Origin of the sequence: uncultured Streptomyces sp., from assembly GCF_947488945.1 — a bacterium.
GTDB lineage: Bacteria > Actinomycetota > Actinomycetes > Streptomycetales > Streptomycetaceae > Streptomyces.
Genome location: NZ_CANLBS010000031.1, coordinates 46,716 through 59,399 on the forward strand (window position 1 = coordinate 46,716; position 12,684 = coordinate 59,399).

Consider the following 12,684-nt stretch of genomic DNA (forward strand, 5'->3'; position numbering starts at 1 on the left):
AAGCGCGCACACTGATCTGGAACGAGAGCACCGCTCTCAGATCTCCGTCCCACGGCGGAGCCCTTTCCGGCACCGGAGGCCGACATGTCACAGCCGTACTACCTGCGGGGCAGCGCTCTCAACGTCCGTCTGAACAGCCTGGTCGGCCGGCTCGCCCGGCTCGGGGTGAGCATGCTCGGCACCGCCGAGATGTCGGTCCGGGGCCGTAAGAGCGGCCGGATGCAGCGGATCCCGGTGAACCCGCACACCTTCGAGGGGCAGCAGTACATCGTCTCCGCGCGGGGCCACTCCCAGTGGGTGCGCAACATGCGGGTGGTCGGCGGCGGGGAGCTGCGGGTCGGCCGCAAGGTCCGTGACTTCACGGCCGTGGAGGTGCCGGACGACGAGCAGAAGGCACGCGTCCTGCGGGCCTATCTCCAGCGGTGGGGCTGGGAGGTCGACCAGTACTTCCGGGGCGTCACGGCGAAGTCGTCGGACGCCGAACTGCTGGCCGCCTGCGCCGACCACCCGGTCTTCCGGATCACCGTGCAGGCGGGCGGCGGCGCGCGCTGACCGCAGAGCGCCGCGCCGGGCCCCGGAGCGCGACGCGCCTACGGCCCCGGACACGCGAACGGCGCCCGCCCGGGGCGCCGTTCAGCCGTTCCGTCCACACCCTGGCCGCTCGAAGCTCCGGCCCGCCCGGCGCTCCGGGCCGCTCAGCGCTCCAGCGCCGACAGCGCGCGGTGCGCCAGCGGGTGCGTGCGGACCAGCTCCGCGAGCGAGGTGGTGCCCCGGGTGATCCCGGCGAACGCCTTCCAGGCCGGGCGGAACCCGGTCAGCACGGCGTGCAGAATGCCGGGGCGCCGCTCGAAGAGCTTGAGCATGCTGCGGCCGACGCTCATCTCCACGCCGAGCCCCGCCTTGATCGCGAACGCGTAGTTCAGCGCCTGCCGCCGCGCGTCCACCGCGTCGTGGGCCTCCGCGATGCGGACCGCCCACTCGCCCGCCAGCCGCCCGGAGCGCAGTGCGAACGAGATGCCCTCCCGGGTCCACGGCTCCAGCAGCCCGGCCGCGTCCCCGCAGACCACCACGCGCCCGCGCGACAGCGGCGAGTCCTCGCTGCGGCAGCGGGTCAGATGTCCGGAGGAGATCTTCGGCTCGAAGCCGGCGAGGCCGAGCCGGGCGATGAAGTCCTCCAGATACCTCTTGGTGCCCGCGCCGTCGCCGCGGGCCGAGATCACGCCGACCGTGAGCGTGTCGCCCTTGGGGAAGACCCAGCCGTAACTGCCGGGCATCGGGCCCCAGTCGATGAGCACCCGGCCCGCCCAGTCCTCCGCCACCGTCGCCGGGACGGGGATCTCCGCCTCCAGGCCGAGGTCCACCTGGTCGAGCTTGACGCCCACGTGCGCCCCTATGCGGCCGGCACTGCCGTCCGCCCCGACCACCGCGCGCGCCAGCACCGTCTCGCCCCCGGCCAGCACCACGGCGACCGTCCGGCGGTCCGGAACGGCCGAGCCGTGCTGCTCGACCCGGGAGACCGTGGCGCCGGTGCGCAGCTCGGCACCGGCCTTCTGCGCGGCCTCGACCAGTCCGGCGTCGAACTCCGGACGGTTGATCAGCCCGAACAGCATGCGCTTGGACCGGCGGGTGCGGGCCAGCTTGCCGTTGAGCGAGAAGGTGACGGCGTGCACCCGGTCCTGGAGCGGAAGCTCGAAGCCGGGCGGCAACGAGTCCCGCGAATACCCGATGATGCCGCCGCCGCACGTCTTGTAGCGGGGGATCTCCGCCTTCTCCAGCAGCAGTACCCGGCGGCCGGCGACGGCCGCCGCGTACGCCGCGGAGGCTCCGGCCGGACCCGCGCCGACTACGACGACGTCCCACACGGACGGCTCTTCGTGCTGACGTCCGGCGTCTGCGTTCTCGCTGCTCACGATGTGCTTCTGCTCCCGATCCGACCAGTGGCCCCGACTGCTCCCGGCATCCTACGGCGCGGCCCGCCCCCACACCGCTGTGGGAGGATCGCCGGGGGGCCGCCGCGGGGACAACGCCGGACAAACGACGCCGTCACCGTGCCGGACGCCCCACCGACCCGTACAACGTCGCACCCACGAGGAGCGTGCCCATGACCGCCCGTCCGATTGCCGAAACCGTCGCCTCGTTGATGCCCCGCGCCCGGGTGGAGCTGGGTGAGCTGGTGGCGTTCAAGTCGGTGGCGGACCCCGCGCAGTTCCCCCGGAGCGAGTGCGAGGCCGCGGCCGGCTGGGTCGCGGACGCGCTGCGCGCCGAGGGCTTCCAGGACGTGGCCCTGCTCGACACCCCCGACGGCACCCAGTCGGTGTACGGCTTCCTGCCCGGCCCCGCCGGCGCCCCGACCGTGCTGCTCTACGCGCACTACGACGTGCAGCCGCCGCTGGACGAAGCGGCGTGGCTCTCCCCGCCGTTCGAGCTGACCGAGCGCGACGGCCGCTGGTACGGCCGGGGCGCCGCGGACTGCAAGGGCGGGGTCATCATGCACCTGCTGGCGCTGCGGGCGCTCAAGGCGAACGGCGGCGTCCCGGTCTCCGTCAAGGTCGTCGCCGAGGGCTCGGAGGAGCAGGGCACCGGCGGCCTGGAGCGGTACGCGGAGGCGCACCCCGAGCTGCTGGCCGCCGACTCCGTGGTGATCGGCGACGCGGGCAACTTCCGGGTCGGCCTGCCGACGGTCACCGCGACGCTGCGCGGCATGACGATGCTGCGGGTCACCCTGGACACCCTCGAAGGCAACCTGCACTCCGGCCAGTTCGGCGGCGCCGCCCCCGACGCCCTGGCGGCGATGATCCACCTGCTGGCCTCGCTGCGCGACGAGGACGGCACCACCACGGTCGACGGCCTCGACGGCGACGCGTCGTGGCCGGGCCTGCAGTACCCGCAGGAGGAATTCCGCAAGGACGCGAAGGTGCTGGACGGGGTGGAGCTGATCGGCGCGGGCACCGTCGCGGACCGGATCTGGGCGCGCCCCGCGGTGACCGTCATCGGGATCGACTGCCCGCCGGTGGTGGGCGCCACGCCGTCCGTGCAGGCGAGCGCCAGGGCCCAGATCAGCCTGCGGGTGCCGCCGGGCCAGGACGCCGAGGAGGCCCGGAAGCTGCTGACCGCCCACCTGGAGTCGCACGCCCCTTGGGGGGCCCGGGTGACGGTGGAGCAGGTCGGCCAGGGCCAGCCCTTCCGCGCCGACGTCACCAGCCCCGCCTACGCCGCGATGGCCGACGCGATGCGGGCGGCCTATCCGGGCGAGGAGATGCAGAGCGCGGGCATGGGCGGATCGATCCCGCTCTGCAACACGCTGGCGCAGCTCTACCCGGAAGCGGAGATCCTGCTCATCGGCCTGAGCGAGCCGGAGGCGCAGATCCACGCGGTCAACGAGAGCGTGTCACCGCAGGAACTGGAACGGCTGTCGATCGCCGAGGCGCTGTTCCTGCGGAACTACGCGGCTTCCAAGGGCGTCTGACGACGCGTCGGGGCCCGGCCACCGGGTCCCTGAGCCGCCGGTCGCCGGGTCCTGTGGACCGCCGGGTGCGGGTCCTGCACGACGTGCGTAGGGGACCCGCGCCGGGCCGAGCCCGACGGCCGGGGACGTGCCGCGCCCCGACGACCGGGGCGTCAGTCCCGGCCGACCGGCACGCCGGCCTCCAGGTTGAGCACGGTGGACGTCTCGCGGGCCCGCAGAGCCCAGCGCAGCCGCCGGTAGCGGGTGGGCGGCAGCATGGTCGCCGCCTCCTCCTCGGTGACGAAGCGCCAGCCGCGCAGTTCCTCGCCCGGCAGCAGCAGCTCGGCCGCCTCCTCGGTGCGCAGCAGTCCGCCGTCGAAGAGGAAGCGCAGCCCGCCGTATCCGGGCGGGCAGGGGGCCTCCCAGTCCACCAGCAGAAGTCTCGGCTCGCCCTCCAGCCGCAGCCCTATCTCCTCGTGCACCTCGCGCACCCCGGCCCGCGCCGGAGCCTCTCCGGCCTCCACCACGCCGCCCGGGAACTCCCAGCCGGGCTTGTACGTGGGGTCGACGAGCAGGAAGCGGTCGTGTTCGTCGAAGAGCAGCACCCCGGCGGCCACGGTCTCGGCCTTCGGCTCCGGCGTCTGCACGATGTCGCACGGACCGGCCGCGCCGGTGCGGACCGCCTCGGCGATCGACCGGGCGGTCTCACGGGGGGTGAGGCCGCCGGTGTCGACGGTGTGGGCGTCGGCGCGGAGCCAGCCGAGGGCGGCCCGGTAGGGCTCGACGCGCTCCAGGGCCCGACGGCGTACGCGGGTGGCGTGCTCGGGATCGTCGGGGAAGTCGTCCCGGTCGGCGATCCGTTGACGCAGGATCGTTTCCTCGGGGTCGAGGAGCACATGGTGCACGGCGATGCGCCGGGAGGCGAGCCCGCCGAAGATCTCGTCCCGGTACTCCTGCCGCAGCAGGGTCATCGGCACCACCAGCGTGCCGGGCATCTCGGCGAGCAGGGCGGCCGCCGTGTCGACCACCAGGCGGCGCCAGATCGGCAGGTCCTGGAAGTCGCCCACCGCCGCGAGCCGTTTGCCCGGCAGCAGGTCGCGCAGCGCGTCGCCGGTCACCGCGGGGTCGTAGAGCGCGCTGTTCGGGATCAGATCGACCAGCTCGCCCGCGGCGCGGGTCTTCCCCGCACCGAACGCACCGTTGATCCAGACGACAATCACGAGGACTCCAAGACCGGAAGGCCGCTGACCAGCGGCGGAGAGGATTTCGCGGGACCGCCCGGGAGAGGTAGGGGAAAGAGGGACGTCCACAGCCCGGCTCCCACCACCTCCTTCTCCCAGACCCTCTGGAGATACCCAACGATCCGCTCCTCCATCGCGAGGGTCACTTCGCTGTGCCTTCCCTCCGCACCGGGCCGCTCATGCCGGTTGGTGCCGCGCAGACGGTGGCGATGGTGACCTTGCCGGTCTTGCGGTCGGTGCGGCGGCTTGATCCGGACAGCCTGGCAGGCCACCCCGTCCCAGCTCACGACGCCCCACTCCGGGACCACTGGGAGATCGAGGCCCTGCACACCACGTCCGCGACACCGCCTTCCAGGCGCGGCGGCGCCGGAGGACGCCGCGCGGCTGCGGACCAGGAACACTCCCGGGGCCTCGGCGTCCTGGCGCAACCTCGCCATGGGTCGGCGTCAGAAGATTGGACAGCAGATGTCGACCACTTCGGGAAGCACGTCCGGCTGGTGTTGTTCGATTGCCGGACGGTTAGAAGAAGCCAGCCGAGGTGCTCTGCGTGAGGTTCGCGAGGATCGTGCGCAGCCACGGGCTGCGCACAGCTGGCTGCCGGACCAAGGTGTGTTGGAACGTTCCCCGGTCGGCCCGGAACAGGCGGTTGGGGAGCAGCGGCAGCGGGTCGTCGCGGAGGACGTTTTGGGCTGTGCGGCCCGACGCGGGAACCGGCAAGTTCCATTCGGGCGAGACCAGCCACAGCCACACCCCGAGCGGCAGGGGCACCAGGTATGCCGGTGCGGTCGGGTCGGCAGGGGTCCAGGTCCGGCCCGTCTGGGGATGGACGGGGACGAGGAGGATGTCGATGCCCGTGTCCGGGGAGGGCTGTCCCGGTCCGGCCAGGACGGCGCGCCGTTTCAAGCTGTCTGCCGGCAGCAAGCCGTCGAGCGCGCGTTGGAACACGTCCGCAGTCAAACCGTCCGGGACCTTCACCGGCTGCCCCTGGGCGGCGATCAGCAGGTGGACGAGCGCCTGACCGGCTGCCGCCTCCCACCGCGGACTCCACGACCAGTAGTGGTTCGGCCCCAGCCGTCCTCCCCACGTGGCGATCGGCTCGAACGGGGGCGTTTTCTCCTCCGTCTCTGCCAGCTCCGCCCAGGAGAGGGGCGCGGCGTGGATACCCTCAGCGGGGACACGGTGCACAACATCCGAGCCGAGTCGCACCATCTGCCAGAGCGAGCAATCGTCGACCCTGGTTGCCACAGGGAGGTTGCATGTTTCGCAGACCATGTTGGGCCCGTCGGCCCCGTCGAGGCCACAGCAGGCGCCGCCACGCTTCTCAGGAATCAGCCGGTTCCACGGATATCACCGGGCGCGATGACACTCGCCCCGATCGTGCTGTCGGACAGGGCGTGGACCGGCGCGTAGATGCCGCGTGCCTCAGCCTCGCCCGGATCAATCTCGTCCCACAGCCGCCACGGCCCTCCCCAGGGATCCGGATCCACGGCAAACGTCCCTGTCTCCATGAGCACCGGAAGCTGGACCCCGTTCCCGTACTGCTGACGTGCGTGGACCGGCAGTGAGACCTGGGACAGCGGAATGGTCAACTCGGCACCGCATCCCGCACACACGAAAACGAACAAAATTCCTCCGGCTGGGAACCAGACGCATCTTCGCAGTTCACCGACAGGCGACCAACAGGTTTTCTCTTCCGCTGCGGGCACGGCACCTGTCCCGTCGTGGAGGATCAACGCGGCGTGATCACGTGTCGGCCGCCGCCCTCGGTGCACGGCAGGCGACTCACTCGTGCTCGCATTCCCGGTGTGCTGCGGCGCCTCCCGAAGAGGTGAACACCCGGTGCCGCCCGGCCGGGCACGCGCGCGGGCACACGCGCGGCAGGCTCCGGCCCCCTGTGGCGCGCCCGTAACACCCCGGCGCGAAAACCCGCGTCGGCCAAGCTGTTGTACGAACCGGGGACGGGGGTACGCGCTCAGCACGCCCCACCGTCCCCACCGACGCGACGCGGCAGCCGTAACGCGGGCGGCCACGGGTCGTTGGAGCCTTCGTCACCAGCATCACGATCACCTGCCACGAAGGGGGAGCACCATGAACAAGACCGTGCTCGAACAGTTTCCGGCCGGCGGTCCGCGCGGCAGTTGGCCGGCGGAGGAGTTCGCCGCGGCCAGGCGCGGCGAAGGACTGTCGGTGGAAGTGGTGATGGACCTGGAGAAGGACGCGTTCCTCGTCGTCGTTCCGGGCCAGATCGCGGACCGCGGCTACTGACGCTCCCGCCGGTCGGTGGGCGTCCCGGTACACCGGCGCCCGCGGCGCGGGGCCGTACCGGGGCGGGTCAGCCCACGACCGCCTGGGACGGCACCCGCGCGGCCAGCGCCGCGGCTGCCGCGCCCACCAGCCCGGCGTCGGCTCCCATGACGGCGGGCGCCACGGTGAGGCCGTCGACGAACGAGAGCGTGGCGTAGTCGCGCAGCGAGCGGCGCAGCGGCGCGAAGAGCACCTCGCCCGCGCCGGCCACTCCCCCGCCGATCACCGCGATGTCGATCTCGACCAGGGTCGCGGTCGCCGCGATGCCGGCGGCGAGCGCCTGCGCGGCGCGCTCGTACGAGGCCGCCGCGACGGGGTCCCCGCTGCGGGCCGCCGCGGCCACCGCCGCCGCCGTGTCGTCCCCGTCGGGTCCGGGCCGCCAGCCCGCCGCGAGGGCCCGGCGGGCGATGTTCGGTCCGCTGGCGATGCGTTCGACGCAGCCGCGCGCACCGCACGGGCAGACGTCCCCGTCCAGGTCCACGCTGATGTGGCCGATGTGACCGGCGTTGCCGGTGGGGCCGGGGTGCAGGGCGCCGCCCAGCACCAGGCCGCCGCCCACGCCGGTGGAGACGACCAGGCACAGGGCGTTGTCGTAGCCCCGGGCGGCACCGCGCCAGTGCTCGGCGGCGGTCATCGCGACGCCGTCGCCGACCAGGGTGACGGGCAGGCCGCCGATGGTCCGCGCCACCCGCTCCACCAGCGGGAAGCCGCGCCAGCCGGGCACGTTGACCGGGCTGACCGTACCGGCCGCCGCGTCGACCGGGCCCGCGCTGCCGATGCCGAGCGAGTGCACCCGCGCCCAGGCGCCGGACGCCATGAGGTCGGCGAGCACGCCGTCGACGGCGGCCATCACCGCCTCCGCGTCGCCCTGCGGCGGAGTGGCCCGGCGGGCGCGCACGAGCAGGGCTCCGGTCCCGTCGACCAGGGCGCCGGCGATCTTGGTGCCGCCGATGTCGAGGGCTGCGACGAGATCGATTTGCATCGGGGTTACCTGCTCCGGGCGTACGAGAAAGGTCCAACCTGCGTGTTCGACCCCATGACCCGCACAGTCTTCCTTCATCTGACAACGTTGTCCAGGGCCTATGCTCGTCGGCACGCACTCCGCGCCCTCCGGCCACCTCCCGTGAGGCGCGCCCAGCCGCCGCACCGACGACAGGACAGCGCATCGTGGCACAGACCGCCCGTCATTCCGAGACCCGCTACGGCAACCGGCCGACCATGAAGGACGTGGCGGCACGGGCCGGAGTGGGCCTCAAGACGGTCTCCCGCGTGGTCAACGGCGAGCCGGGCGTCACCGCCGACACCGGCCGTCGCGTCCAGGAGGCCATCGACGCGCTCGGCTTCCGGCGCAACGACAGCGCCCGGGTGCTGCGCAAGGGCCGCACCTCATCGGTCGGGCTGGTCCTGGAAGACCTGGCCGACCCCTTCTACGGGCCGCTCAGCCGGGCCGTCGAGGAAGTGGCCCGCGCGCACGGGGCGCTGCTGATCAACGGTTCGAGCGCCGAGGACCCCCAGCGCGAGCAGGAACTGGTGCTCGCCCTGTGCGCGCGGCGGGTGGACGGGCTGATCGTGATTCCCGCGGGTGACGACCACCGCTATCTGGAGCCGGAGATAAAGGCGGGCGTGGCCACCGTCTTCGTGGACCGCCCGGCCGGACGGGTCGAGGCGGACACAGTGCTCTCCGACAGCTTCGGCGGCGCGCGGGAGGGGGTCGCGCACCTGATCGCGCACGGCCACCGCAGGATCGGCTTCGTCGGTGACCGGCCCGCCATCCACACCGCCTCCGAGCGGGTGCGCGGCTACCGGGCGGCGATGGCGGACGCCGGGCTGGAGGCCGACCCCGCGTGGGTCTCGCTCGGCCCCACCGATCCCGGCCGGGTCCGGTCGGCGGTCGAGGCGATGCTCACCGGGCCGCGGCCGGTGACCGCGGTGTTCGCGGGCAACAACCGCGTGACGGTGACGGCGGTCCGGGTTCTGGCCGAACGCGAACGGCCCCCGGCCCTGGTCGGGTTCGACGACATCGAGCTGGCCGACCTGCTCGGGATCACCGTCGTCGCCCAGGACTCCGCCGCCGTGGGCCGCACCGCCGCCGAGTACCTCTTCCGCCGTCTCGACGGCTCGCACCACGCCCCGGCACGGGTCGAACTCCCCACCACCCTGATCGCCCGCGGCTCGGGCGAACGCCCGCCGGCCTGAGCCGACGGGAGACGCGTCGCCGTCGAGCGTCAGGCGTACTGGGAAGAAGGCCCCCCGGTTACTACGATGTCGGTCGCACAGCGCCCGCACGCCGTCACCCGGGGGAAGGCCAGAAGCAAGGTGGACGATCGCACACTGGAGGCGCTCGGTCTGGACCGAGCACCTCGTGAACACCCGCTCATCTATCCGGGGGCCTGGCCCGTCGAATCCGGGCTGTTGCACCGCGACCGATTCCTGCGGCTGCGCTCCCGACCGAACCGTCGGCTGGCCCAGTGGCTGGTCGAGAGCCCTCCCGGAGGCTTCGGAGACTCGGAGCAGGGCCAAACAGTGCCGCTCGACTACGCTCTCATGCGGTCCAACGAGCCGCTGGTGGGTGAACGGTTCCCGGTTCTCTCCGTGGGCTCGAATGCCTGCCCCGCCCAACTGCGGCACAAAATGGAGGGATTGGGCGTCTCGTCCACGATCCCCATGGTGAAGATCCGCGTCACAGGTATCGGCGTCGGCGTGTCCGCCTACGTCAGCCCACTCGGCTACGTTTCGTCGTCGCCGTTCCACGCCCCGGGTGTCACCCGCGATCTGTTCGTCACCTGGTTCGACGCCACGCAGTTGGAGATCGTCGACGCCAGCGAAGGCGTCTTCACCCCGGGTGGCGAGTACGACCGGGTACTGCTGCCCGGAGCCGAGTTCCCGATGGAACTGCCGTCCGGCGAACTGCTGGGGAGTGTGTACGCGTACGTGCACCGGTACGGCGTGCTCCACGACGGATCGGGCGCGCCCCGTCCGCACGACGGCGAGCGGCAACTGCTCACGGATCTGCTCTCGGAGTCACGGCGGCTGCGCGAGTGGTTCGGCGACACCGCCGAGGAGTTCAGTTCGCGGGCGCGCGGTGACGTCCGGCTCTGCGAGAAAGGCACTCGGCTGTTCCAGGACGAGGAGCGCACCACACGGTCCGGACTTGAGCACCACGTGCCCGCCGCCCCCGCGACGACGGTGTACGACGACATCCGTCCCGTCAACGCTCTGGCAGCCGGTTTCCAACGGGTGGCGCGCACCCCTGACGTCTACGACCAACGGGGTTCCGGTGTGGTGCGGATGTCGGCGGGACTCTCCGCCGACCTGGGCCACCCACGTCAGGTGATCGTGCAGAACATGCAGATCCCCCAGGCCCGGCACGAACGGCTGGGAGCTCTGGCCAGCGTGGTCGTCGCCCAAGACCTGGACCCGGAGGACCGGAGCACCGTCCAGGTGGACAGGTCCCTGCGGGTCTGCGTGGGGGTGGAGCCCGGTGAGGCCGTACAGGTGCGTGCCGCGGCCCTCCCCCGTACTCGCCACCACTGGCAGGACGTGCTGTTCGGCCCGCTGAACTACGTTACGTGCCGCATACAGGACGGCGACCGGGCGAGTGCCGAGCACGAGGTGTGCCTCCTGGACGGCCTCACCCTGGAACTGATCGGGGTGAGCAGCGGTGACGCCATCGTGCTGGAAGGGTTTCCGGACGAGAACGGGATAGTGCCGGTCCTCGAACTCAAGGCCATTCAGACGAGCGACGAGGTCCAGGAACGCCGCAAGGACTTGCACGGCGGCGACATGACGAGCCGCTATCCCAGCTCTCTCGACGCGCTCGGCACCTACCCGGATCTGCCATGGGCCTTCCTGGACCGCCGACTGTGGTCGGGCCTCGGGGTGGAAGGCCAGTGGCTGGCCACCGTGCGCATCCGGTGCAGCCGTACCTATCAGCTCAAGAAGGAACTCCGCGAGATGGTGTTCCTGCTGGGGATCGCGTTCATCGGCGTGGTGACCGTGCTCAACGACACCACCTGGCGGCTGATCAGCCTCGTCGTACTGGTTCTGCTGACCGGCACACTCGTCTCCATGCGGCTCCGCAGCAGGCTCACCCAGCGGGCAAAGCGGGTCGGAGGTGCGGTGCGGCGGCCCTGAGCCGCTCACCGCACCGCGTGGCACGCATCCGTCCTCAGGCGCCCGCCGGCCCGAGCCGACGGGTGCCTGAGCCGACGGGCGCCGGGGAAACCTACGGGGCCGGGGGCGCGGCGACGCCCGCGCGTGCGTAGGCGTCCAGGTCGGGGCGGGTGACGCCGGTGAGGCGGGCCACCTCGTCGATGTCGAGGGCTCCGCAGTCGAGGCCGCGCAGCAGGTACCCGCTGAGCGCCTTGGCGGTGGCCGGCTCGTCCATGACGTCCCCGCCGGCCTTGGCCACGTACGCGGCCAGCCGGGCGGCGGCGGGTTCTAGGCCCTCGCGGTAGAAGGCGTAAACGGCGGCGTAACGGGTGGGCAGGTGCCGGGGGTGCATGTCCCAGCCCTGGTAGTAGGCGCGGGCCAGGGCGCGGCGGGTAAGGCCGTAGTGCAGCCGCCAGGCCTCGTGGACCTGGGCGGGGGGGCCGACCGGCAGCACGTTGGTGGAGCCGTCCGACACCCGTACCCCGGTGCCCGCCGCCGCCACCTGCATGACGGCCTTGGCGTAGTCGGCCGCCGGGTGGTCGCTGGCCTGGTACGCGGCGGAGACGCCGACCGAGGCGCTGTAGTCGAAGGTGCCGTAGTGCAGACCGGTGGCCCGGCCCCCAGCGGCGTCGATCATGCGGGCGACGGCCGCGGTGCCGTCGGCGGCCAGAATGGACTGGCTGGTCTCGATCTGGATCTCGAACCCGATCCGCCCCCGGTCCAGTGCGTGCGTCTCCTCGAACGCGTCGAGCAGCCGGGCGAAGGCGGCGACCTGCTCCGGGTACGTCACCTTGGGCAGCGTCAGGACGAGGCCCTCGGGCAGTCCTCCCTCGCGCATCAGGCCGGTGAGGAAGATGTCGGTGGTGCGGATGCCCCGCGCGCGGACGGCCGCTTCCATGCACTTCATGCGGATGCCCATGGAGGGCGCGGCGGTGCCGTCGGCGTACGCGTGGGCGACCAGGTGGGCGGCGCGGGCGGCGGCCTCGTCCTCCTCGCCGTCCGGGCGGGGCCCGTAGCCGTCCTCGAAGTCGATCCGCAGGTCCTCGACGGGTTCGCGCTCCAGCTTGGCGCGTACGCGGTCGTGCACCGGCCCCGCCAGTTCGTCGGGGAGTCCGAGGATCCTCGCCAGGGACGCGGCGTCCGGGGCGTGTTCGTCGAGCGAGGACAGCGCTTGGTCGCCCCAGGACCGGATCGTGCCGGCGGTGAACGCGTCGGCGGGCACGTAGACCGTGTGCACGGGCTGACGGGTGCCGGGATCCCCTGGGTAGCGGCGGGCGAGTTCGGCGTCCACGGCCGCCAGTGACGCGCCGATCTCCTCTCCGACCGCATCGGTGAGGCTCGTCGCCACGTGCGCGTGCTGACCCATGCCCATACCCTCCACACTTCTGATGTTTCCGCTTGACGAAATACAAAGTCCGCATGCCGAAGCTATAAGGCGGTTGATCAGGCGTCAACGGTGTCCGGGTACGACTCGGGGGCCGTACGGGTCGCGGCGTCGCTGGTGCGGTGCCGGTGTCCGTGCGGCCCCCGGGTGCGGTACGG

The 12,684-nt window shown here is 72.4% G+C and carries 8 protein-coding genes and 2 pseudogenes; 5 read left to right on the plus strand and 5 right to left on the minus strand.

The features are described 5' to 3' along the window. The first annotated feature begins 84 nt into the window (after window positions 1-84). Window positions 85-552 (plus strand): nitroreductase family deazaflavin-dependent oxidoreductase, encoded by a 468-nt coding sequence (locus Q0994_RS31365; protein WP_299541587.1) that lies wholly within the window; start codon window positions 85-87, stop codon window positions 550-552. A gap of 143 nt (window positions 553-695) precedes the next feature. Here Q0994_RS31365 and Q0994_RS31370 read toward each other — a convergent pair whose 3' ends face one another. Next, window positions 696-1,910, minus strand: coding sequence for a geranylgeranyl reductase family protein (locus Q0994_RS31370; RefSeq protein ID WP_299541589.1), 1,215 nt, complete (start codon window positions 1,908-1,910; stop codon window positions 696-698). Window positions 1,911-2,101: 191 nt separating this feature from the next. On the opposite strand from Q0994_RS31370, the gene Q0994_RS31375 reads away from it, so the two are divergent. Continuing rightward, the gene (locus Q0994_RS31375; protein WP_299541592.1) at window positions 2,102-3,466 is read left to right on the plus strand and encodes a dipeptidase; all 1,365 of its coding nucleotides are present in this window, start codon (window positions 2,102-2,104) and stop codon (window positions 3,464-3,466) included. Window positions 3,467-3,618: 152 nt separating this feature from the next. Here Q0994_RS31375 and Q0994_RS31380 read toward each other — a convergent pair whose 3' ends face one another. After that, window positions 3,619-4,662 (minus strand): NUDIX hydrolase, encoded by a 1,044-nt coding sequence (locus tag Q0994_RS31380; protein ID WP_299541604.1) that lies wholly within the window; start codon window positions 4,660-4,662, stop codon window positions 3,619-3,621. Between the two features lie 543 nt (window positions 4,663-5,205). After that, window positions 5,206-6,311: pseudogene (locus Q0994_RS31385) on the minus strand (hypothetical protein). Window positions 6,312-6,774: 463 nt separating this feature from the next. On the opposite strand from Q0994_RS31385, the gene Q0994_RS31390 reads away from it, so the two are divergent. Next, on the plus strand, window positions 6,775-6,951 hold the full coding sequence (locus tag Q0994_RS31390) for a hypothetical protein (RefSeq protein WP_299541595.1): 177 nt from the start codon (window positions 6,775-6,777) through the stop codon (window positions 6,949-6,951). A 67-nt stretch (window positions 6,952-7,018) separates the two neighbouring features. On the opposite strand, the gene Q0994_RS31395 is transcribed toward Q0994_RS31390, so the two are convergent. Continuing rightward, on the minus strand, window positions 7,019-7,972 hold the full coding sequence (locus Q0994_RS31395; RefSeq protein ID WP_299541597.1) for an ROK family protein: 954 nt from the start codon (window positions 7,970-7,972) through the stop codon (window positions 7,019-7,021). 185 nt (window positions 7,973-8,157) lie between these two features. Between Q0994_RS31395 and Q0994_RS31400 the strand changes: the two genes are divergently transcribed. Continuing rightward, window positions 8,158-9,186: a LacI family DNA-binding transcriptional regulator gene (locus tag Q0994_RS31400; protein WP_299541600.1), complete on the plus strand. Its 1,029-nt coding sequence runs from the start codon at window positions 8,158-8,160 to the stop codon at window positions 9,184-9,186. 66 nt (window positions 9,187-9,252) lie between these two features. After that, a pseudogene (locus tag Q0994_RS31405) lies at window positions 9,253-10,146 on the plus strand (hypothetical protein); the annotation flags it as partial. Window positions 10,147-11,215: 1,069 nt separating this feature from the next. Here the strand turns inward: Q0994_RS31405 and Q0994_RS31410 are convergent. Next, a complete protein-coding gene (locus Q0994_RS31410; protein WP_299541602.1) occupies window positions 11,216-12,508 on the minus strand; it encodes a DUF6986 family protein in 1,293 nt (430 codons plus the stop codon). Window positions 12,509-12,684: the final 176 nt, after the last annotated feature.

Coding starts and splice junctions, on each gene's coding strand:
- Q0994_RS31410 (WP_299541602.1), bottom strand. CDS start 12,508: ATGGGTCAGCACGCGCACGTGGCGACGAGCCTCACCGATGCGGTCGGA.
- Q0994_RS31375 (WP_299541592.1), top strand. CDS start 2,102: ATGACCGCCCGTCCGATTGCCGAAACCGTCGCCTCGTTGATGCCCCGC.
- Q0994_RS31390 (WP_299541595.1), top strand. CDS start 6,775: ATGAACAAGACCGTGCTCGAACAGTTTCCGGCCGGCGGTCCGCGCGGC.
- Q0994_RS31395 (WP_299541597.1), bottom strand. CDS start 7,972: ATGCAAATCGATCTCGTCGCAGCCCTCGACATCGGCGGCACCAAGATC.
- Q0994_RS31365 (WP_299541587.1), top strand. CDS start 85: ATGTCACAGCCGTACTACCTGCGGGGCAGCGCTCTCAACGTCCGTCTG.